We start from the raw sequence: 20,218 nt of genomic DNA, 5'->3' as shown, positions 1-20,218 counted from the left end.
AGGCAGAATTTGCCCGGTGTATGGTTAACGGCTGGTTAAATTGTTCCGGGAGGCCGTGGGCAGGCCTCCGAATCATCCGGAAGTGCACATTTTCGCCACGATGGCTGCGTTAACCAGCGCGCGCAGGTGGGCTTAGAAGTCGTTTTGGAACAATCGATTCTTGGTCTATTAGTAAACATGGGCGGCGTGACTGCCGTGGGGAATTAAGAAATAAGGCTGATCTCGGGCGTGATTCGCTGATCGGATCGCTTCAGCCCGCATCCGTCGACGCCAGCATGAAAGCAGGGCCAGATGGCCGGGGACAGTAATATGCAGATCCTGTGGTTCCTCTTTGCGTTCATCGCCGTATTGGCGCTGATCGGTCTGGCCGCATGGCTGGTCCGCCGCTTTGCGGGCAACCGCCTCGGAGCCAACACCAACCGCGGGCGGATGCCGCGGCTGGCGGTGATCGACGCGGCCGCGGTCGATGGGCGGCGCCGCCTCGTGCTGGTCCGCCGCGACAATGTCGAGCATCTCCTCATGATCGGCGGCCCCACCGACATCGTCGTCGAACCCAATATCGTCCGCGCGTCGGCCCGCGACCAGGCGCCGCCGCGTCCGGTCATCCCCAGCGCCGAACCGCCACCGCGGGTTGCGCCGCTCCCGGATGCCGCGTGGGCCGAGGCCGAAAGCGCCCGCACCGAGATCTTCGATACGCCGGAGCCGACGATGCCTGAGCCGCCGCCGCGGCCCGCGCGCCCGTCTTTTGCCGAAGAGCTCCGCCGTCCGGCCGGCCCGCCGCTGACAGAGCGACGCGATCCGCTCACCGGCTTCACGCCGGAGCCGATCGGCAGCCGCCCCGAGCGCACCGAACCGCGGTCGGAGCCGATCCCGCCGCGCGTGCCCCGCACCGAGCCCCTGATCCCGCGCCCGCCCCGCACGACCGAGCCGAAGATCGCGCCGCTGCGCACCCCCGAGCGTGCCGCAGCACCCACACCGCCGCCTCCGTCTCCGCCATCTCCTCCTCCGCCGCCGCCGGACACATCCAGCGCCGACGCCAATCTCGCCGAGATGGCGCAGCGGCTCGAGGCCGCGCTGCGCCGTCCGCCGAGCGAAGCTGCCGCGCCGCCGGTGGCGCCCGAGCCGGCACCTGCACCGCGCCCCGCACGCAGCGAACCTCCGCCCTCACCTGCGCCGCAGAAGAGCGGCTTTGAGAATCTCGAAGACGAGATGGCCTCCTTGCTCGGCCGCCCGAAGAACCCTTCGTGAGGCCGCCGAAGTTTCCGCGTAGAGTTTTATTCAGCGCCGTCCTGATCGCCGCCAGCTCGCTGGCGGCGCCTGCGCTTGCGCAGGACATCAGCATCAATCTCGGCCAGGGCAATGGCGGCGTCACCGAGCGCGCGATCCAGTTGATCGCGCTGCTCACCGTGCTCTCGATCGCGCCGTCGATCCTGATCATGATGACGTCGTTCACGCGCATCGTCGTGGTGCTGTCGCTGCTCCGCACCGCGCTCGGCACCGCGACCGCGCCGCCGAACTCCGTGATCATCGCGCTGGCGATGTTCCTGACCGCGTTCGTGATGGGCCCGGTGCTGCAGAAATCCTATGACGACGGCATCCGCCCGCTGGTCGCCAACCAGATCGGCGTCGAGGACGCGCTGCAGCGCGCCTCCGTCCCGTTGCGCGGCTTCATGCAGAAGAATGTGCGCGAGAAGGACCTCAAGCTGTTCATGGATCTCTCCGGCGAGCCGCCGCCCGCGAGCCCGGAAGAGATGTCGCTGCGCATCCTCGTCCCCGCCTTCATGATCTCCGAATTGAAGCGCGCCTTCGAGATCGGCTTCCTGCTATTCCTGCCCTTCCTCATCATCGACCTCGTGGTCGCCTCCGTCCTGATGTCGATGGGCATGATGATGCTGCCGCCGGTCGTGGTGTCCCTGCCGTTCAAGCTGATCTTCTTCGTGCTGGTCGACGGCTGGTCGCTGGTCGCCGGCAGCCTGGTGCAGAGCTACGGGGGATAGCGCGACGAACTACGAGCGCGCGCGATCGCCCAATAGGCCGACCACGAGATCGACGGCGAGCGCTGTGATGATGGCGGCGGCTCCGATCATGAACAGGAGCGCGTAGTTGCCGCCGGTCTGCTCGAAGCAGTAGGACAGGCCATAGACGCCGCCGGCCTGAAACAGCGCAAAGCTCGTGGTTGCTTGCGCCCAGGCCGCGCCCTGCGCGGCGCTGTTGTGCGGAACGAGTTCATGGATGCGGCCGAGCGTCAGCGGCACGATGCCGGGGGTGAAGGCGCCAGCGATCACGCTCGAGACGATCATCGCGGCCGGAGCCACGCTGACCGCAGGCAGCACGATGGCAACCGCCTGCACCAGGAAGGCGACGCGCAGCGCCGGGCCGAAGCCCGCACGGTCGGCGAGATGCCCGGTCACGAGCGGACCCGCGATCGCGCCGATGCCGTAGAGCACCCAGTATTGCGAAGCGGCCGGAATCCCCTGCCCCAGCCCGCGCGCCACGAAGTCGACCAGGAAAACCATGTGCGGCACCAGCGCCAGGGCGTTGAGGCCATACTCCGCATACAGCGCGCGGATCGCCAGTGATCGCGGCCGCGATGCTATGCGATGTTGAGCTACGGCTTTCGCGCCGCGGACCTCGGCCGGCCAGGCCTTCCAGCTCGCCAGGGTCAGCAGCACGGACAATATCCCAAGTCCATACCAGGCCTCTTGCAGCCCTTGCCGCAGCAACAACGGCACGAGCGTGCCGGACGCCGCAACGCCGAGGCCCACGCCGGCGAAGATCACGCCACCGACCACGCCCTTCTTGTTCGGCGGCGTATGCGGCAGGATCGTCGACGCCGCAAGCACCATGATCACGCCTCCGGACAGACCGGCAAGAAAGCGCCACACGAAGAACCAGGCGAACGAGATCGGCACCGAGCAGGCAAAGCAGCAGAGCGATGCAAGCACCATCATCGCGCGCAGCGAGCGCACCGCCCCGATGCGAGCGCCGACCTGGCGCGCGATAATCGCGCCGCCGAGATAGCCCGCAAGATTGGCAGCGCCGAGATAGACGACATCGGCCGGACTGAACCATTTTGCCGCGATCAGCGCCGGGATCAGCGGCGTGTAGGCGAAGCGCGCCAACCCGAGACCGACCAGCGAGGCGCAAAGCCCCGCCGCAGCCGACAGCCAGACCGGCCCGCCTTCATGATGATGATTGGCCGCGGCTGAATGCGGATGACGGTGAGCGTGGGTGCTTGACATCGACATCGGTTAAGCCGCCTCGCCGACGGAAAAGGAAATGGTTAGTTCTGATTCCTGCCATCGCCGACGGAGATGGCTGGATCGCGCTCGAATTAGCGACCGGCGCTCTGGCCACCATCGACGTGCAGAATCTCGCCGGTGAGGAAGGATAAAATCTCTTAAATACATGTTGGCGAGCGGCGGCTCGAAGGGAGCCGCACGCTGCCAATGCTTGACGTCATCACCAGCCGTAAGTGTAGCCGGGATAGGAGTAGTAATAGCTCGGATAGCTCCAATATGAATTATAGGTCGGGTAGGCCCAATACGAATTATAGGTGGGATAGCCCCAGTACGAGTTATAGGTGGGATAGCCCCAGTACGAAGGATAATCCCGACGCACCAGATAGCGCACGTCCATCGTCACGGCTGGTACCGCCGCCTTGATCGACATGCCATTGATCGGCGCAGCAGACGATTTGGCCGTGGCGGCCGCTGCGAGAGGGACAGCAATTGCGACTGCAATCGCGAGCCTGCGGACTTGAATCTTCATGGAAGCTCCTTTCGTGTTAGAAGTGACCATCCACCAGCGACGATGATGGCGCAGGACGCCTACAGAAAGATTTCGGAAATCCGGAATTGCGTTACGTGGGTAACTGGTGGTGGCACGAAGCCAACTCCCACAACCGCCACCGATCTGCGGCGGGGGATTACGACTACACGCCGTAGCGAGCCGGCGCTCGTCACGGATAACAGCGCAGCCGGTCAGTTCTTGAAGTCATATTGCTTGCTGAGGTGATCGCCGACCTGGACCAGCATCGCCACGCATTCGGGATAACCCGGCTTAGCCACCGTCGCGGCGTCGGCGGCCGCACGAAATTCCCAACTGTCGCCGTCACGGATCACGGAGATCACGATGCCATCAGGGCAATCGGCATGGACCTTCAGCTCGGCTCTTGCCATCTCGATGAGTTCGGCTTCGGTCTTGGTCGGCTTGCTCATGGTGACGACATCCTCCGGCGATTTGCGTGGCCGCCGCAAATTGCCGCCTAAACGCGGCGCTGTCGAGAGGACGATCGTCGTCACACAACCGCGAGATTCACGTTAGTGTTTGCGAGCGTGCTTCACCTCCCCTTGAAAAGGGGAGGTCGGTTTTGCGCGTGCAACGCGCAAAACCGGGTGGGGATCCGGTCTCTCCACGAACGCCGTCGCCCGTGGCTAACCCCCACCCCTCCCTCCCCCTTTCAGGGGGAAGGAGAAGGAGCAGGGTACTACCTTGCCGCGCTGGTGCGCTTGGTGCCGACGATCGCAGGCAGCGCTTCGGGATCGGCTTTCGTGCCGGGCACCGTGCCGGTCGCGATCGGATCGGGCAGCGGCGCGCGGGCGGTGGCGTCGGGGAAGCGGAGCTTCATGTCGCGGATGAAGCCGTCGAGCGTATCGACTCTGGCGGCCATCCTTGCGATCTCTGAGAATTCGGCGCTGTTGGCGGCAGCCGGCCTGGCTGCAATGTCGAACGCCGTTCGGTCGGCCTCGCCCGACATCAGCGGCGCATATTTCTCGCGGAAGCGGGCGAGCCCGATCGCGTCCTCGGCGAGCGCATAGCCGACCACGGCACGGATGACGTCGCCCTTCTCGGCCGCGTTCAGCGGCGTGAAGTCGCGCCAGCGGTCGCCATAATAGAGCTCGATCTGCTCGGAGGCCTCGCGCCAGTGCCGCTGCGCCCAATAGATGTCGGAACGCAGCCGGATCGCCTCGCGGCCGGGAATGTTGGAGATGATGTCGAGCGCGAGGTCATGCCGGCCGACGTCGCTCTGCGCGCGCGCCTCGAGCAGCAGTCGCTGCTGGCGCAATTCGCCCGAGAGATCCGAGATGCGGGTCAGGCGCAGCGCCGCGATCGCGCGCTCCGGCTTGCGATTGGTGAGATAGACCATGGCAAGGCGTGCGGCGACCTGCGCGCGCGCTGCGCCCTCGAGCCGCTTGTCGACCTGGTACTGCAGCAGTTCGGCGGCCTGATCCAAGAGGTCGACGCCGACGAGACGGTCGGCCAGGCGGCGGATCATCTCGTCGCCGCGGCGACCGATCGGCGTCAACTCGCGGTATTCATAGAACATCGTCAGCGCATCGATCGGCGGGATGCTGTCGCCGGCGGGCCCGAGGAAAAGCTGCGAGAACAGCGCCGACGCCGCATCCTGTGCCTGCCGCGATTCCGGCGAGTTCGGCTGCAGTTTCGTCGCGGCGCGGGTAGCCGCTAACGCCTCCGCATAGCGGCCGGTGTCGGAATAGATCTTCGCCAGGATCTGCAGCGTGCGCAGCTCGATGCTGTCGCCGCGCCACATCACCGCGAGCAGTTCGAGCTCGCGCAGGATTTCTCCTTGCGTGATCTCACCCCGCTTCTGCTTCAGTATGACCTCGAGCAATTTGCCTTCTGCCGCGGCCTGCCGATCGGGCGAGTTCGCGGCAAAGCGGTAGGCGTCGAGCGCGTCCTTCTCATAGCCGAGCGCTTCGGCGAGCCGGCCGCGCAGCACCGCGGCGGCGGGCTTCAATTCCTTCGGCAGTCCGATCACCTCAAGCTCGCTGCGGCGGCGCGCGGCACCGGCAAAATCCTTGACCTCGAGCGCGGCCCTCATCGATTCCAGCATGACGACGCGCTGCAGATCGGGCGGCAGCGTCGCGACCGAGAACTCCGCGTTCTTGAATTTCTCCCGCGCATCCGCCCATTTGCCCTGGCGCGCAAGGGCGAGCCCCTTCCACAATTGGGAATCATAGCCGTTGCCGATCAAGGGACTGGCGAGATCCTTGAGCGCGCGCTCGGGCCGGCCCATCATGATGCTGCTGGCGGCATGGATCATCAGCACGGCCGGATCCTCGGCGCCGCGCTTGCTCTCCGACAGCATCAGGTTGGCGACGCCGTGGGCTTCCTCATACATGGCGCGTGCGACGTAGAACTTGGCAAGGTTGAGCCGCGACTGCGCGAGCTGCTCGGGCGACGTGGTCGCCTCGGCGCTGGCCGTGGTCAGCCCATCGAGCCGCTTGATGAAGTTCTCCGATTGGTTGTTCTTCCATTCCTCGGCATCGAACAGCGGCTTGACCGCGGCGGTGGCGCGTTCGGCGGCAACGTCGGCCGATGACAGCGTCAGCCCGCCAGGACGTCCCAGCACCACCTTGTCGGCGCCGAGTTCGGCCGTCACGTCGTCGGAGTTCGGATGCACCACGAGGCCGTGTACGGATTCAAGCAGCGACAGCTCGACGAAATCCTGCCGACGGATGAAGCCGCGCGACGGCGGCGGCGCGGTCACGACCCACAGCATGTCGCCGGCATCGGGATCGACCAGCCGGTGCAATTGCCCGGGATTGGCCAGGGGCACGCTGACATTGGCGAGTGCGGGATCGCTGACGTTGCGCACCACCATCAAGGGCTGCGGCGGCTTCTGCACCCGGTCGGCGAAGGTCACCGTCCAGCCGGTGCCGGAGGAACGCTCGTCGGCCTCGAGCGAAGGCATCTGCGGGCGGTTGAGGCGGAAGCGGATCGCCTGCCCCTGGTCCAGCGGCAAGCGGCTGACGTCGGAGATGATGGCGCCGGCCTTGTCGCAGATCGGCGCGACATCGATCGGTTCTGAAGAATCGAACACCAGCCACACCGCATCGGCGCGACGGAACAACGCCGACGGCGTCGCTTTCTGAAAGGTGAACGTCACGCGCAAGCCGTCGCTGTCGCGCTGCGCGTCGACCGTAACAGGCTTCTCAGCGGAGGAAGTCTGTGGCGTTGCTGCAGCGGCCTGTTTCGGCGCGACATTCGCAGATGGCGGTGAAGCTTCCTTCGCGGACGCTCCTGCAGGCTGCGGCGGCTCGGCAGGCGCCGCTTGCAGTGGAGGCGGAGCCGGCGGCACCTCCTGCGCGACCTTCTCGGACGCCGGCGCGGGCGTTTCGGCGGCGGGGGGCTGCGGCTTCGCGACCGCAGGCGCCGTGCTCTCAGCCGCCACCGCGGGCTCCGCCTGCGGCGCATTTGTGCCCTGCTCGGGCTTGATGGCGATCTTGGCCTCCGCCGCGAAACTCTCTGAGGTCACCGGAGCGACCGGGGCCGGTTGCTGCAACGGCGTGGTCTCCCTGATCGCCCTGCCCTGCCCGGCCGCCACGGCGACCAGCGGCTTTGCCGGCGCGGGTGGAACGTTGGCGGCGTGCCCATCCGCTGCCGGCTTCTCCGGCTGCTGGAAGGCGACGTCGACGACGTAGTTTTTGTCCTCGCGGAAGGAACGCACATCGACTTCGCCGATCAGGTTGATGTCGACAGCTGATGTGTCGGTGTCGGAGCGCTGGTTGATCGAGGCGACGTTCGGCGGCGCCGCTACCTTGGCATCCGCGAGGTCGAAGCTGAGCACGCTGTTGAACAACAGTGTCAGCTTCTGCTCGTTCAGCACCGAGGACGCGCTGACGCCATCGGGAATTTCGAACACGAAGCGCACGAAGGTCGGCTGCACCGAAGCGCGCACGCGCACCGGCGGCTTTTTCCTGGCTGCGTCCGCCGCCCGCTGCGCGCGCAACGCACGCTCGGCCGCGCGGGCGCGCTCGGCCAGTTCGCGGATCACGTCCGTCGGCAAAGGCGGCGGCGGCCCGGCCCACTCATCGGGCAGGAAGTCGATGAAGATCCGCTCCGCCGCGGTCATCGTGTTGATCGTCACCCGCCGCGACAGCGACAGGCGGATCGCCGTTCCGTCCGGATCGCGCCGCGCCATCCCGACATAATCGGGCACAGCATCGGCCAATCTCTCCACGGGGATATCGACCGGCCGCTTGAAGCGGATCACGACGATCGAGCCGGCCGTCGACACCTCGGTTTCGACATCCTCGGTGAGCTTGAACACCAGCCGCGCAAAACCGTTCGCCGCCGAGAACGTCGCCACGCCCTTGACCGGATCGTCGGCGCGGGCGGCCGGGGCAAGTGTCAGGGAAATCAGGAGCACGGCAAGCGGCAGCAGCCGGCCCAGGCAAAGATACGCCGTCCGCGGCAAAACGCGGCCATGCGACCTTAGTCCAGCGGCAGCCCGTCGCGCCATGCCAGTTACGTCTTTCAGCCCTCAAGCCTCGAAGCAGCCACCAATGCGCCACCCCGCATCCGAATCTTGAATTGGCTCGCTTAAGGAGTTGTTAACGACGACCACTTCGAAACTTCGGGGAACGGTCCCCGAAATCGAGGAAATAGAGCAGTGCTCCGGCGGGGACATTGATGGCTATCGGGACCAGCGCGAGTACGCCCAAAGGTCATCGATGCGTTCACTGAAGACATCCGAGCCGCCTACACCGCTGAACTTCGGAAGCGGACATGCACATCGTTTCAAGCTCGGCCTTGAGTGGCTCCACCTGGTTGCCCATCCGGGCAACCATCGAGTCAGGCTCGGCAGCTCGGAACGCCCCGCTTGCACGGCTGCATGCTCATCGCCAGATCGATGACGCGCAGTTCGCCGCTGGCCGCGTCTATCAGTGCGATCGGTAAGCCGCGGAGCGCGGCGCGTCGTTAAGCTGCGTTTCGTGCAGTAAGTGTCAGTCGCATTCCAAGGGGTTTCAGCGCTTTGTCTAGCGTTTCAAGGGTTGGATTGCCTCCCTTTTTGAACGCCTTGTAGATCGCCTCTCGGCTTAGGCCAGTCTCGCGAGAGAATTCGCTCACACCGCGGGCTTTGGCAACATCGCCAATAGCTGCCGCGATGAATGACGGATCATCGATCTCCAGGGCCGCTTCAAGGTAAGCGACTTGCTCCTCTGGAGTCTTGAGGTGATCAAGGATGTTGAAGGGGGTTGTCTTGATGGCCATATCAGACCTCCTTTGCCATTCGCTTCGCGGTTTCGATGTCTCGCTTCTGTGATTTCTTGTCGCCACCGCAGAGCAAGATCACAACGGTCTTGCCGCGCTTCGTGAAGTAAACCCGATATCCCGGGCCGTGGTCGATCCGCATTTCACTCACACTGTCGCCAACCGATTTGGCATCGCCGGGGTTGCCCAACTCCATGCGGCGGATGCGGGCAACGATGCGGGCTTTGGCCTGAATGTCGCCAAGCTTAGCGAACCACGTCGAGTAAGCTTCGGTCTGGATGATCTGCATCGCGTGTACTAGGATACACACCCTGTGACTGTCAACTATAATACACAAGGAAAATCTCCAAAGTAGAAGGAAGTAGAAAGAAAACGGGAAGTGACTTCCCTTTAAGGAGATTCCGATGCGCCCCGTGGCTCGGGCGATCCTGGTTGGCGTCGCAATCCTGGCGGCCTTGCCCGCCCAGGCGCAGACCTACGATCCGCGTTACCCGATCTGCATGCAGGTCTTCAGCATTGACGGCCCTGCCATCGGCTGCGGATATACATCGATGGCTCAGTGCAAGGCGTCGGCGTCAGGCCGCGCAGCCGAATGTTTTGCCAACCCGTATTTCGCGGGCGCAGGCGCGAAAGCGCCAGCCGGGGCCCGTCGGCGGTAGCCGGGTTCCCCGCTTCATTTGTGACAAAGGCCGCAAAGCCACAGATTGAACAACGTGCTACGCTCTCCTCGCCGGGGGTTGATGTAAATCAATCGCATTCGCGTGCCATTTGCTTTGCATTCGGATGGTCATGGAGACGCAATAGAGTCGGGCGGCCATAGAGGAGAACTGCAAATGAGTGATCTTGTCGTGATCGCATTCCCAACCGAGGCGAAGGCGGAAGAAGTTCGTCAGAAATTGCTGGCCATGCAGAAGGAGTACCTCATCGAACTCGGCGATGCCGTGATCGCGGTGAAGGATCCCGAAGGCCGGGTGAAGCTGAACCAGCTCATCAACACCACCGCGGCCGGCGCGGTCGGCGGCGCTTTCTGGGGCACCCTGATCGGCCTGATCTTCCTGATGCCGCTGGCAGGAGCGGCGCTTGGCGCCGCCGGCGGCACGCTCGGCGGATATCTGACCGATGTCGGTATCGACGACAAATGGATGAAGCAGACCGCTGAAGCCATTCAGCCCGGAACTGCGGCCCTCTTCGTGCTGGCACGCAGGGTGACCGGGGACAAAGTGCTCGAAGGCCTCAGGGGCGAAGGCGGGACCGTGCTGAAGACGTCTCTCGACCACACCAAGGAAGACGCGTTGCGGGCGGCGCTGGCCGGCGCGCAAGCGGTTGTTCCTACTCCACCTGCGCCGGCTGCACCGGCTGCTTGATAGTACTGCTGCAAGCGATGCGCTGAAGTCGTCAATTCAGCTTCGGCGCGAGCATCTTGCCCTCGATCTTCGGCAGGTCGGCGGCAGGTTGCAGCTTGTCGGGACTGGCGCGGCGGGCGAGCTCGACGGTGAGCCGCTCGGCCGCTTCGGGTTGCATCAGGCCGAGGATATCAGCCATCTTGCGCGGCGCGATCTGGGACGCGATCTCGTAGAGCACGCCCATTTCCAGCCGGTCGAACACCTTCGCGGCATCCTTCGGCTTCATGCCCTCATACATCGTGACGATGCCCTTGAAGCGCGCGGCGTCGGCTTCGGCCTTCTGCGCCGCGCTGGCGCTGGTCCTGGCGTCGCTCGCCTTGGCCTCCTCCACCTTCGCCTCGATGCGCTTCTCGGCGGCCTTCAACAGGCTTTCGCGGATCTCGATCTCGCGCGCGCGGGCATCGAGTTCCTGCCGGCGCGCCTGCAGCCGTTCCAGGATCGCGCGCTCGGAGGCCGAGATCTGCGGGGGCAGGTTCGGATTGATCACGACGCCATCCGGCTGCGGCGGCGGATCGGTCGCCGCGGGCGGCTCTTCCTTCTTTTTCTCCGCCGGAGCATGCACGGAGCCGGTGACGTCGTTCGGATCTCCCTTGTTCTTTCCTCCCGGGAAATTCAGCATCTCCTGCGCCCATGACGGCTTGGTCGACTGCGGATTGTAGTCGAACACATAGCCGCCATCGAGCACGAGGCCCGCGACCTTCAGCACCACGAGGCCGAAGATCGCGACCAGCACGACCGGGATGACGCGGATGTCGCGAAACGCGCTCATGCGGCCAGACCGCCTGCCTTTCTGCGTTCGGTGAAGGCTTCAGCAGCCGCCGCCACCGCCTTGGCCGGCGACATCTTCGGCGCTGCCGGCGCGGGTGCAGCGGCTGCCGCGGGCGCAGCCTCCGTCACCGGCCGTCCCGCCTGCACGATCCTCGATAGCCGCCGGATCATGGCGTCGGCCTCGGAGAGCTGGCCCTTCAGATGCGCCGACATCTGCGTCGCCGCGGTGAGCTGGCTGCCGAGATTCTCGTTGACGTCGCGCACGGTGTGCTTCAGCCCACCGATCGCGCGCTCGGCGATCTCGGTTGCCGTGATCAGTTCGGCGATGGTGGCCTTCAGCGAGTGCTCGTCGGCCTTCAGCCGCTGCAGGCGCTTGTTGAGCAGCATGCAGTAGCCGATCGTCAGCATCAACAGCACGGCGACCAGGCTTTCAATCGCAATTCCGAGGGAATGATTCAAACTATGCCTCCATCATCTTGGTCTGCTCGTCGGCCTTCTCGAACATCGCAAAGGTGGTATTGGGCTTGCGCAAATTCTTGCTGACGCGGATCGCGACACGGTCGCCGACGCGGCCCATGCGGCCCTCGGTCAGGGTGACGTGGCCGCAGCGCACCGACACCAGCGAGTCCGCGCGGATGTCGAGCGGCAGCGTGTCGCCGACCTTCAGCTTCATCAACTGCTTGAGCGGAATGTCGGCTTCATAGAGCACGGCCTCGACCGAGATCTCGGCCTGCGCCACCTCAGTCGCGAAATGTCCTTCCCAGATCGGATCGCGGCCGAACTTTTCGCCCATGAACATCTGCAACAGCACGTTGCGGATCGGTTCGATGGTCGCATAGGGCAGCAGCAATTCGATATTGCCGCCGCGGTCCTCCATGTCGATGCGCAGCCGCACCAGGATTGCGGCGTTGGCCGGACGGCTGATCGCGGCAAAGCGCGGATTCGTCTCGAGGCGGTCGATGGTGAATTTCACCGGCGACAGCGGCCGGAACGCCTGCTCGGCATCTGACAGCACGACCTCGATCAGGCGCTTCACCAGGTTGGTCTCGATCGTGGTGTAGGGGCGGCCCTCGATGCGCAGCGAGGTTTGGCCCCTGCGGCCGCCGAGCAGCACGTCGATCATCGAATAGATCAGGCTGGAATCGACGGTGGCGAGCCCGAAATTCTCCCACTCCTCCGCCTTGAACACGCTGAGCACCGCCGGCAGCGGGATCGAGTTCATGTAATCGCCGAAGCGCACCGAGGTGATGCGGTCGAGCGAGACTTCGACGTTGTCGGAGGTGAAATTGCGCAAGGATGTCGTCATCAACCGCACCAGGCGGTCGAACACGATTTCCAGCATCGGCAGGCGTTCATACGACACCATCGCCGAGTCGATGATGGCGCGGATGCCGGAATTGTCGTCGAGATTGACGTCGCCGACTGTGAAGCCGAGCAGATTGTCGATCTCTTCCTGCGAGAGGACCCGCTCGCCGCCGTTCTTGGTGCCGAAGTCGCGGCTACCGTCCTCGACCATGGCCGCCCATTGCAGCGACATGCTCTCCGACAGTTCGTTCTTCGCAGCCTCTTCCGCAGCGGCTGCGGGATCCTCGGAGTCGAGCGACGCCTCCCACTGGGCGGCGATCGCATCCTGGTCCATCTGGTCGTTGCCGGCCATCGCTACTGAACCACGACTTCCTTGAACAGCACCGCGTTCACTTGGTTGGGCGACACCGCCGCGTTGACACGCTTGGTGAGTTCTTCCTTGAGGCGGAACAGGCCGGCCGAGCCGTTGAGGTCGCTGGCGCGCAGTTCGCGCAAATAGGTCTGGAACAGGTCGGTGACGCGCGGCAGCGACGGCTTGATCGCCTCGACCTGCTTCTCCTCCTTCACCTCCAGCACCAGCTTGACCTTCAGATACTGGATGCGCTCGCCGGGCGCGCCAACGAGGTTGACGAGCATATCGGGCACTTCGACGAAGGCCGGCGGCTTCGGCGGCGGCGTTTCGGCATGCACCTCCTCACCGTGGCCGCGCATGAAGAAGAACCAGCCGGCGCCACCGCCAAGGATGGCGAGGAAGCCGACGGCGGCAATGATCAGCTTGAGCTTGCCCTTCTTCGAAGCTGCGGCCTCGCCCTCGGCGCCGCCCTCCGCCTTGTCCTCGTCCGCCATCGCCCGCCCGCTAAAAGATCGGAGACGAACGCGATTTGCCCCAGCCAAGCCCTTTAAGACGCAATACCAATGCCGCCAGCGCACGCGCGCTCTGTACGGTGCAACGCTAGGGTAAGAATGGTTAATGGTTTCTTTCGATTGCGCCGCAACTAGGAAAAAACTGCCGGGCAAACATGGTCAACAAGACCTTTCTGCCGCCCTCTCCGCCCCAGGCTGAACACCTAACCTCCTCACAAATCATCACTTTCCGACTTGGCACGGCTTTCGCTGAAGACCATGCGAGCCGGCGGGTTTGGGAGAGCCCAAAGGTTCACGAGGTCCGGGGGCTTGGGGTTTGGGAGAACCTCTTTTTCGCGGACCGTCCACGAAGGGGAGAACCGCCGATGCAGAATACGCTTCTGGTCGGACTATCGCGGCAGGTTGTGCTGGAGCGGCAGATGGATGTCGTCGCCAACAACATCGCGAACATCACGACGAACGGCTACAAGGCCGACCGCTCGCTGTTCCAGGAATTCCTGAGGTCCGGCGCGCATGAGGATAATTTTGCTCCCTCCGACCGCCGCGTGTCCTTTGTCAACGACCGCGCCACCTTCCACGACTTCTCGCAAGGACCGTCGCAGGAGACCAAGAACCCGCTCGACGTCGCGATCGACGGCTCGGGCTTCCTCGTGGTGCAGACGCCCCAAGGCGAGCGCTACACCCGCGACGGCAATCTGACCGTCAACAACCAGGGCCAGCTCGTCACCCAGTCCGGCTATCCCGTGCTCGGCAATGCCGGCCCGATCGTGTTCCAGCAGACCGACAAGGACATCAGCATCGCCGCCGACGGCTATGTCACCGTGCTCGAAGGCACCGGCCGCATCGATTCGATCCGCGGCAAGCTGCGCGTGGTCAATTTCGCCCAGCCGCAGCAGCTCGTGAAGGAAGGCAACAACCTCTATTCCGCCGGCGAAGGCAACCCGGCCGCGGTGGATACCACCTCGCGGCTGCGCCAGGGCTTCGTCGAGAAGTCCAACGTCAATTCCGTCACCGAGATGAGCCGCATGATCGAGATCACGCGGACCTACACCCAGATCTCGTCACTGCTGCAGCAGCAGAGCGATCTGCACAAATCGGCGATCGACAAGCTCGCCGACGTTCCGGCGTAAAGGAGAATAGTCAATGCGCGCTCTCTACACTGCAGCGACCGGCATGGCGGCACAGGAACTCAACGTTCAGGTGATCTCCAACAACATCGCGAACCTGCGCACCACCGGCTACAAGAAGCAGCGCGCCGCGTTCCAGGACCTGATCTACGACCATGTGCGCCGCGTCGGCTCGCAGGCCTCCGACCAGGGCACGATCCTGCCGGTCGGCATCGATCTCGGCGGCGGCGTCAAGACCGTCGGCACGCCACGCCTGATGAGCCAGGGCACGCTCTCGCCGACCGGCAACGATCTCGACATCGCAATCCGCGGCGAAGGCTTCTTCAAGATCCAGATGCCCGACGGCACCTACACCTACACCCGCGACGGCTCGTTCATGATGGACCAGCAGGGGCGCGTTGTTAACGCGCAGGGCAACCCGGTGCAGCCGACCATCACCATCCCGCAGAACTCCTCGCAGATCACGATCAATGCGCAGGGCCAGCTCACCGTGATGCTGCCGGGCTCGACCACGCCGACTTTGGTCGGCCAGATCGGGCTGACGCGCTTCATCAACAAGGCCGGCCTGCAGCCGATCGGCGACAACCTGTTCGTCGACACGCCGGCCTCCGGCACGCCGCAGGACGGCATCGCCAACACCGACGGGTTCGGCGACATGCAGCAGTCGAACCTCGAACAGGCCAATGTCGAGGTGGTGTCGGAAATCTCCGACCTGATCGCGGCCCAGCGTGCCTACGAGATGAACGCCAAGGTGATCAGCGCTGCCGACCAGATGCTGCAATCCACCTCCAACCTGTTCCGCTGAGGGGGAGAGTGACCATGTTCGCCCGCCCGCTTCTCCTCGCCGCGCTGCTCCTTGCCGCGTCGGTCTCCAATGCGATCGCGCAGAGCCGCAGCGACGCCGTCGCGCGGGACCGCAACGACGTCATCACGCCGCCGACGCTGCGCGCCAATGTCACCATCACAAGCGACATCGTCCGCATCGGCGATCTCGTCGACAACGCCGGCAGCTTCGGCACGACGCCGATCTATCGCGCGCCCGATCTCGGCACCACAGGCACGCTGCCGGTCGCGCAGGTGCTCGCCACGCTGCGGACCCATCAGGTGATCGGCGTCGACACCCGCGACCTCAAGGAAATTACGGTGACACGCGCCGCGCGCGCGATAGATCGGCAGGAGGTCGAGCAAGCGGTCGCCCGCACGCTGGAGCGCCGCAACGGCCTTGGCGAAGCCGCCAATCTCACCATCAATTTCGATCGCGACGTCGGCGACATCAGGCTGGAAGCCACCAATTCCGGTAATCTGCAGCCGATCGCTCTCCGCTACGATCCGCGCAACAGCCGCTTCGACATCACCTTCGAGATCGCGAACGAGACCGGCGCCGCGCCGACCAGGCTGCGCTTCACCGGCACCGCGATCGAAACCGTCGAAGCCGCCGTGCTGGCACGCGCTGTCGAGCGCGGCGAAATGTTGAAGCATTCGGACGTGCTGGTCGAGCGCCGCCCGAAAGCCGAGGTCGGCAACGACCTCGCGCTCCGTGACAATGCTGTCGGCATGCAGGCCCGTCGCCAGCTCCGCGCCGGACAGGCGCTGAAGAGCGCCGATCTCGCCAGGCCCGATCTCGTGACCCGCGATCAGAACGTGACGCTGATCTATCAGGCGGCCGGGCTCTACCTCACGATCCGCGGCAAGGCGCTCGACGGCGGCACTGAGGGCGATGTCGTCAGCGTGATGAACCTGCAGTCCAAGCGCACCGTCTCCGGCACCGTCACCGGCCGCGGCCAGGTCACGATCACCCCGCCGCGCGCCGCAACTGTCCTTGAACCCACCGCCTCGCTCGCGCCCGCCGAGCAGGCGAGCCCCGTCGCCGTCGCCAACGTCAGTTCAGTCGCCCCGAAAGCCGAGTAACCGTGATGTCCGCTCCCCGTATCAACCGCCTCGTCCTCACCGGCGCCCTCTTCACGCTAGGCATCCTCGCCAGCGGCTGCTCCTCGATCGACCGCCTCTCGCAGATCGGCGAACAGCCGAAGCTGACCGCGATCGAAAATCCGACCACGCAGCCGGGCTACAAGCCGGTGCAGATGCCGATGCCGAAACCGGAAGTGGCCTCCTACAGCCCGAACTCGCTGTGGCGCAACGGCTCGAGGGCCTTCTTCAAGGACCAGCGCGCCGCACGCGTCGGCGACCTGCTAACGGTCACCGTCAATTTCACCGACAGGGCCAACATCGCCAACGAGACCCAGCGCAGCCGTACCGCCAAGGAAGATTCTGGTATTACCGACTTCCTCGGCTCCCAAACGGTTACGCAGCCACTGAAGGTCCTGCCGGGCAAGATCCTCACCACGGACTCGACCTCTTCCAGCGACGGCAAGGGCTCGGTGAACCGGCAGGAAGCGTTGCAGACCAACGTCGCGGCCGTCGTCACGCAAGTGCTGCCGAACGGCAATCTCGTGGTCGAAGGCAAGCAGGAGATCCGCGTCAATTTCGAGATCCGCGAACTGATCGTCGCGGGCGTCGTGCGGCCCGAGGATATCCAGAGCGACAACACCATCGATTCAAGCAAGATCGCCCAGGCCCGCATCGCCTATGGCGGCCGCGGCCAGATCACCGACGTCCAGCAGCCCCGCTACGGACAGCAGGTGATGGACGTGCTGCTGCCGTTCTGACCTACTTCAAACCAGCTCCCACACTTTGTTGCGAACCTAGGCGCAACGAGGTGTTCCAACGCGGCCCTCGCTAGCTCCCCTGGCGGGGGTCGCGGCTTTTTGACGGTGGCTGAGGACTCTCTCGCCGTGAATGGTCCCATCGCGGAGACACCCTCCCCCCAGCCCTCTCCCGCACGCGGGAGAGGGAGTAGAGCGTCCATTGCGGATGCAAACCGAGCTTATCTCAGCGCTTTCGTGTAGCATTGCAGCATGCCGAACGGAACGAGCGTTCAGCCTTGCCCGATGCGCGTGTTGATCGGTCTTGCGCTCGCCATCCTGTGCGCCCCGCCTGCGTCGGCGACCGATCCGAGCATCGCGCTCGCGCCGGCGGCCATGGCGCGCATCGGCTCGGTCGACGAGCGCTTTCAATCCTACAATGTCGAGATGGTCGAGGTGACCGGCGGGCACTTCTGGCGTCCTTACGCCGATCGGCGCAAACCTTCTTCAAAAGGGGATGTCATCCCCGCGGGCAGGGATCCCGCAATGTACGCCTACCGCAAGCCGATCGATCTCGCCAATCCGCGGCTGCGCAAGCTCACCGCGGCGCTGGGGCCGGCCTATCTGCGCGTGAGCGGCACCTGGGCCAACACCACCTATTTCGACGACGCCGACGAGGGCGCGCGGTCCCCGCCTCCCGGCTTCAACGGCGTGCTGACCCGCCGTCAATGGAGAGGTGTCATCGACTTCGCGCGCGCGGCGGACGCTAGGCTCGTCACCTCCTTTGCGACAGGCCTGGGCACGCGCGATGCCAGCGGCGTCTGGACGCCGGCGCAGGCCGAGAAGCTGATCACGGCGACGCAGGCCCTCGGCGGCAACATCGCCGCCGCCGAGTTCATGAACGAGCCTGACCTCGCCGCCATCGGCGGCACGCCTTCCGGCTATGATGCCGCGAGCTTCGGCCGCGACATCGCCGTGTTCGCGCCGTTCCTCAAGCATGCATCATCGGAAACGATCCTGCTTGGCCCTGATACCGTGAGCACCGGCGGATCAGGCGATGCGCTCGGCAGTGAGAAGCTGTTGGCGGCCGCAGGCCCCGTGTTCGACGCGATCTCGTTCCACTATTACGGCGCGCTCTCGCCACGTTGCAGCAGGACGGTGCCGTCGGCTGCGGCGCGCGACAACAACGCGTTGTCGCAGGACTGGTTGTCCGGCATCGACCGTGCAGCCTCCTTCTACGCAAAATTGCGCGACCGGTTCGCACCCGGCCGGCCGCTGTGGATCACGGAAACGGCGGATGCCGCCTGCGGCGGCAATCCCTGGAGCTCGACTTTCCTCGATAGCTTCCGTTATCTCGATACGCTCGGGCGCATGGCCAAACGGCAGGTGCAAGTCCTCATGCACAACACGCTTGCAGCCAGTGACTACGGCCTGCTGGAAGAGAAGGATTTCACGCCGCGCCCGAACTATTGGGCGGCACTGCTTTGGCGAAAACTGATGGGCACGGTCGTGCTCGACGCCGGATCGGCGGCGGTGCCGGGACTATATCTCTACGCGCATTGCTTGCGGGACAAGTCAGGCGGCGTGGCGCTGCTTGCCATCAACACCGATCGGATGGCGCGGCGGTCGCTTGAGTTCTCCGGAACGGCGCGACGCTACACCCTGACCGCAGCCAGTCTCACTGGCTCGCGCGTGCGCCTGAATGGCCGCGAATTGAAGCTCGCTGCAGATGATGAATTGCCTGTGCTGGAAGGCGAGCCGCTCGCGACATCGCGTACCGAGCTGGCCCCGACCAGCATCACTTTTTTCTCGGTCGCGGATCCGGCTAATCCCACCTGCAAGTAGCGGAACGCCGGGCACCTCTGCATCGGAAGCATACCCCGGGAAACTACGTACAGCAGGTCAGATGCAGGCGAGCGCAGATCACATTTCGAAGAGATGTGATCACGCAAGTCCAACCACTGGCACGAAGCCTGCATAAACCAATCCAACCGGGTATTCCCCAATCAGCCGATGGTCAAAATGCTTGTCACGCTTGTCGCTATTCTCTGCAACGGCCCGCTTTGTCTTGAAAAAGTCGTCACCAACAGTGAGCAATCCGGCATCACCATGGCAGCCTGCAGTGTGAACGCGCAAATCGGCATCGCCGACTGGCTCTCCAAGGGGCCGTATCACGAGTGGAAGCTGAAGAGCTACAAATGCGTCATGGGCAAATATACGCCCAAGAACGAGGCTTAGAACGTGAGGCGTGCCGGTCCATCGATGAGGATCAGGTTGGCGATCTGATACACGTGCGGGTCAGGCATGATGGTGATTTTACGCGCGGCCTTTCACGCCCCATTAACCCTCGCGCCCTCACTCGCTGGAAGTTGGCGGCGTCGCGCTCTAGGTAGTGCACGACGCAAATTTTCTCGTTATGGGTGTGTTCGATGATCAGGGATGGCGAATATGCCGTTTGGTTTCGGACGCCGCACGGCGAAGGCACCGGGATCATCTATCTTGCAAATGGCAGGATCTCGGGCGGCGACTGCATGTTCACCTATAGCGGCACTTACGAGCTCGACGAAGACCGGTTCACCGCAACGCTGACGACCAAGCGCTACGCCGAAGGCCCGACCACCGTGTTCGGTGTCGACGAGGTCGAGGCAAAGCTGACCGGGGTGTTCAAGGGCCAGACCGCGGTGTGCTCAGGCACCGCGGAGCAAGCGCCGGGCGTACGTTTCGAGGCCAACCTGTTTCCCCGTCCGGAGCCGCCGTCAGAGCGCGGCATCAAGCGCGCTGCCGGCGTGACACGGCTGCCGCAGAGCCAGGCCGACCGCCACCGCCCCGCCAAGCCGTTTGCGGTTGGATGATCGGCATAGTTTCGTAGGGTCGGTTAGCCGCCCCCCAGTCTCGGCGGCCTCAACGCACGAAGCTGTAAGGCGTAACCCGCCGCCCTGCTCGCGACGATTGCGCTTGCGCCGTCGCGCGCTGAAGCGAAGCTCGGGACGTTAATCCACCTACCGCTTGGCGCTCTAGAGCGTGTTGTTTTTTAGCGGAATCGGGATTCCCAATTGGAGGAATTTCTGATTCAAACTCCATGCTGGGG

General features: G+C 64.5%; 21 protein-coding genes. 11 read left to right on the top strand and 10 right to left on the bottom strand.

Annotation, left to right across the window (positions count from 1 at the left end; translation table 11 throughout):
• Positions 1-291 precede the first annotated feature (291 nt).
• Both ACZXDY_RS24730 and fliP read left to right on the top strand, forming a co-directional pair.
• Positions 292-1,248 (top strand): flagellar biosynthetic protein FliO, encoded by a 957-nt coding sequence (locus ACZXDY_RS24730; RefSeq protein WP_245287264.1) that lies wholly within the window; start codon positions 292-294, stop codon positions 1,246-1,248.
• Positions 1,245-1,997, top strand: a complete 753-nt coding sequence (fliP, locus tag ACZXDY_RS24725; protein ID WP_464347278.1) for a flagellar type III secretion system pore protein FliP — start codon at positions 1,245-1,247, stop codon at positions 1,995-1,997. The genes ACZXDY_RS24730 and fliP overlap by 4 nt, the downstream gene beginning before the upstream one ends.
• A 9-nt stretch (positions 1,998-2,006) precedes the next feature.
• Here the strand turns inward: fliP and ACZXDY_RS24720 are convergent, their stop codons facing one another.
• The 6 genes from ACZXDY_RS24720 to ACZXDY_RS24695 form a co-directional block, all read right to left on the bottom strand.
• The gene (locus ACZXDY_RS24720; RefSeq protein ID WP_464347314.1) at positions 2,007-3,242 is read right to left on the bottom strand and encodes a YbfB/YjiJ family MFS transporter; all 1,236 of its coding nucleotides are present in this window, start codon (positions 3,240-3,242) and stop codon (positions 2,007-2,009) included.
• 220 nt (positions 3,243-3,462) lie between these two features.
• Complete coding sequence (locus tag ACZXDY_RS24715) at positions 3,463-3,771, bottom strand: hypothetical protein (protein ID WP_028163551.1); 309 nt, start codon at positions 3,769-3,771, stop codon at positions 3,463-3,465.
• A 212-nt stretch (positions 3,772-3,983) separates the two neighbouring features.
• Positions 3,984-4,220: a hypothetical protein gene (locus tag ACZXDY_RS24710; protein WP_028163552.1), complete on the bottom strand. Its 237-nt coding sequence runs from the start codon at positions 4,218-4,220 to the stop codon at positions 3,984-3,986.
• 269 nt (positions 4,221-4,489) lie between these two features.
• A complete protein-coding gene (locus tag ACZXDY_RS24705; protein ID WP_464347277.1) occupies positions 4,490-8,269 on the bottom strand; it encodes a tetratricopeptide repeat protein in 3,780 nt (1,259 codons plus the stop codon).
• A gap of 458 nt (positions 8,270-8,727) precedes the next feature.
• Positions 8,728-9,021 carry an addiction module antidote protein gene (locus ACZXDY_RS24700; RefSeq protein ID WP_028163554.1) on the bottom strand — a complete coding sequence of 98 codons (294 nt, stop codon included), beginning with the start codon at positions 9,019-9,021 and terminating at the stop codon, positions 8,728-8,730.
• A 1-nt stretch (position 9,022) separates the two neighbouring features.
• Positions 9,023-9,310: a type II toxin-antitoxin system RelE/ParE family toxin gene (locus ACZXDY_RS24695; RefSeq protein WP_028163555.1), complete on the bottom strand. Its 288-nt coding sequence runs from the start codon at positions 9,308-9,310 to the stop codon at positions 9,023-9,025.
• 115 nt (positions 9,311-9,425) lie between these two features.
• Between ACZXDY_RS24695 and ACZXDY_RS24690 the strand changes: the two genes are divergently transcribed.
• Together ACZXDY_RS24690 and ACZXDY_RS24685 are read left to right on the top strand one after the other, a co-directional pair.
• Positions 9,426-9,680 (top strand): DUF3551 domain-containing protein, encoded by a 255-nt coding sequence (locus tag ACZXDY_RS24690; protein WP_028163556.1) that lies wholly within the window; start codon positions 9,426-9,428, stop codon positions 9,678-9,680.
• 174 nt (positions 9,681-9,854) lie between these two features.
• Positions 9,855-10,385, top strand: a complete 531-nt coding sequence (locus ACZXDY_RS24685) for a DUF1269 domain-containing protein (protein WP_028163557.1) — start codon at positions 9,855-9,857, stop codon at positions 10,383-10,385.
• 31 nt (positions 10,386-10,416) lie between these two features.
• Here the strand turns inward: ACZXDY_RS24685 and ACZXDY_RS24680 are convergent, their stop codons facing one another.
• The 4 genes from ACZXDY_RS24680 to fliL are packed head-to-tail and all read right to left on the bottom strand — an operon-like array spanning position 10,417 to position 13,343.
• Positions 10,417-11,193, bottom strand: a complete 777-nt coding sequence (locus ACZXDY_RS24680; protein WP_028163558.1) for a MotE family protein — start codon at positions 11,191-11,193, stop codon at positions 10,417-10,419.
• Positions 11,190-11,651 carry a DUF6468 domain-containing protein gene (locus tag ACZXDY_RS24675; protein ID WP_028163559.1) on the bottom strand — a complete coding sequence of 154 codons (462 nt, stop codon included), beginning with the start codon at positions 11,649-11,651 and terminating at the stop codon, positions 11,190-11,192. Before ACZXDY_RS24675 ends, ACZXDY_RS24680 begins: the two co-directional genes overlap by 4 nt.
• Before the next feature lies 1 nt (position 11,652).
• Positions 11,653-12,849: a flagellar motor switch protein FliM gene (fliM, locus tag ACZXDY_RS24670; RefSeq protein ID WP_028163560.1), complete on the bottom strand. Its 1,197-nt coding sequence runs from the start codon at positions 12,847-12,849 to the stop codon at positions 11,653-11,655.
• 2 nt (positions 12,850-12,851) lie between these two features.
• Positions 12,852-13,343 (bottom strand): flagellar basal body-associated protein FliL, encoded by a 492-nt coding sequence (gene fliL, locus ACZXDY_RS24665; protein ID WP_464347276.1) that lies wholly within the window; start codon positions 13,341-13,343, stop codon positions 12,852-12,854.
• A gap of 383 nt (positions 13,344-13,726) precedes the next feature.
• Here fliL and flgF point away from each other — a divergent pair, with 383 nt between their 5' ends.
• The 7 genes from flgF (at position 13,727) to ACZXDY_RS24630 (ending at position 19,982) form a co-directional block, all read left to right on the top strand.
• On the top strand, positions 13,727-14,491 hold the full coding sequence (gene flgF / locus ACZXDY_RS24660) for a flagellar basal-body rod protein FlgF (RefSeq protein WP_028163562.1): 765 nt from the start codon (positions 13,727-13,729) through the stop codon (positions 14,489-14,491).
• A 13-nt stretch (positions 14,492-14,504) separates the two neighbouring features.
• Positions 14,505-15,293, top strand: a complete 789-nt coding sequence (flgG, locus tag ACZXDY_RS24655; RefSeq protein ID WP_028163563.1) for a flagellar basal-body rod protein FlgG — start codon at positions 14,505-14,507, stop codon at positions 15,291-15,293.
• A 14-nt stretch (positions 15,294-15,307) separates the two neighbouring features.
• Positions 15,308-16,396 carry a flagellar basal body P-ring formation chaperone FlgA gene (gene flgA, locus ACZXDY_RS24650; RefSeq protein WP_028163564.1) on the top strand — a complete coding sequence of 363 codons (1,089 nt, stop codon included), beginning with the start codon at positions 15,308-15,310 and terminating at the stop codon, positions 16,394-16,396.
• 5 nt (positions 16,397-16,401) lie between these two features.
• Complete coding sequence (flgH, locus tag ACZXDY_RS24645) at positions 16,402-17,154, top strand: flagellar basal body L-ring protein FlgH (protein ID WP_028163565.1); 753 nt, start codon at positions 16,402-16,404, stop codon at positions 17,152-17,154.
• A gap of 249 nt (positions 17,155-17,403) precedes the next feature.
• Positions 17,404-18,975 (top strand): glycosyl hydrolase family 79 N-terminal domain-containing protein, encoded by a 1,572-nt coding sequence (locus ACZXDY_RS24640; protein WP_210164694.1) that lies wholly within the window; start codon positions 17,404-17,406, stop codon positions 18,973-18,975.
• 177 nt (positions 18,976-19,152) lie between these two features.
• Positions 19,153-19,368, top strand: a complete 216-nt coding sequence (locus ACZXDY_RS24635) for a hypothetical protein (RefSeq protein ID WP_028163567.1) — start codon at positions 19,153-19,155, stop codon at positions 19,366-19,368.
• A 191-nt stretch (positions 19,369-19,559) separates the two neighbouring features.
• Positions 19,560-19,982: a hypothetical protein gene (locus ACZXDY_RS24630; RefSeq protein WP_028163568.1), complete on the top strand. Its 423-nt coding sequence runs from the start codon at positions 19,560-19,562 to the stop codon at positions 19,980-19,982.
• The last annotated feature ends 236 nt before the right edge of the window (positions 19,983-20,218 follow it).

This window comes from Bradyrhizobium sp. LeoB3 (assembly GCF_055456055.1).
The sequence above is the reverse complement of the archived record's forward strand: the minus strand, read 5'-3'. Positions and strand labels throughout refer to the sequence as shown.

Bases quoted from the DNA above. Each gene is read 5' to 3' on its own strand.
- ACZXDY_RS24640 (WP_210164694.1), top strand. From the start codon at position 17,404: ATGCCGAACGGAACGAGCGTTCAGCCTTGCCCGATGCGCGTGTTGATC.
- ACZXDY_RS24700 (WP_028163554.1), bottom strand. From the start codon at position 9,021: ATGGCCATCAAGACAACCCCCTTCAACATCCTTGATCACCTCAAGACT.
- ACZXDY_RS24680 (WP_028163558.1), bottom strand. From the start codon at position 11,193: ATGAGCGCGTTTCGCGACATCCGCGTCATCCCGGTCGTGCTGGTCGCG.
- fliL (WP_464347276.1), bottom strand. From the start codon at position 13,343: ATGGCGGACGAGGACAAGGCGGAGGGCGGCGCCGAGGGCGAGGCCGCA.
- flgA (WP_028163564.1), top strand. From the start codon at position 15,308: ATGTTCGCCCGCCCGCTTCTCCTCGCCGCGCTGCTCCTTGCCGCGTCG.
- ACZXDY_RS24715 (WP_028163551.1), bottom strand. From the start codon at position 3,771: ATGAAGATTCAAGTCCGCAGGCTCGCGATTGCAGTCGCAATTGCTGTC.
- ACZXDY_RS24690 (WP_028163556.1), top strand. From the start codon at position 9,426: ATGCGCCCCGTGGCTCGGGCGATCCTGGTTGGCGTCGCAATCCTGGCG.
- ACZXDY_RS24730 (WP_245287264.1), top strand. From the start codon at position 292: ATGGCCGGGGACAGTAATATGCAGATCCTGTGGTTCCTCTTTGCGTTC.
- flgH (WP_028163565.1), top strand. From the start codon at position 16,402: ATGTCCGCTCCCCGTATCAACCGCCTCGTCCTCACCGGCGCCCTCTTC.
- ACZXDY_RS24710 (WP_028163552.1), bottom strand. From the start codon at position 4,220: ATGAGCAAGCCGACCAAGACCGAAGCCGAACTCATCGAGATGGCAAGA.
- ACZXDY_RS24705 (WP_464347277.1), bottom strand. From the start codon at position 8,269: ATGGCGCGACGGGCTGCCGCTGGACTAAGGTCGCATGGCCGCGTTTTG.
- fliM (WP_028163560.1), bottom strand. From the start codon at position 12,849: ATGGCCGGCAACGACCAGATGGACCAGGATGCGATCGCCGCCCAGTGG.
- ACZXDY_RS24685 (WP_028163557.1), top strand. From the start codon at position 9,855: ATGAGTGATCTTGTCGTGATCGCATTCCCAACCGAGGCGAAGGCGGAA.
- flgG (WP_028163563.1), top strand. From the start codon at position 14,505: ATGCGCGCTCTCTACACTGCAGCGACCGGCATGGCGGCACAGGAACTC.
- ACZXDY_RS24695 (WP_028163555.1), bottom strand. From the start codon at position 9,310: ATGCAGATCATCCAGACCGAAGCTTACTCGACGTGGTTCGCTAAGCTT.
- ACZXDY_RS24720 (WP_464347314.1), bottom strand. From the start codon at position 3,242: ATGTCAAGCACCCACGCTCACCGTCATCCGCATTCAGCCGCGGCCAAT.
- ACZXDY_RS24635 (WP_028163567.1), top strand. From the start codon at position 19,153: ATGCTTGTCACGCTTGTCGCTATTCTCTGCAACGGCCCGCTTTGTCTT.
- ACZXDY_RS24630 (WP_028163568.1), top strand. From the start codon at position 19,560: ATGATCAGGGATGGCGAATATGCCGTTTGGTTTCGGACGCCGCACGGC.
- flgF (WP_028163562.1), top strand. From the start codon at position 13,727: ATGCAGAATACGCTTCTGGTCGGACTATCGCGGCAGGTTGTGCTGGAG.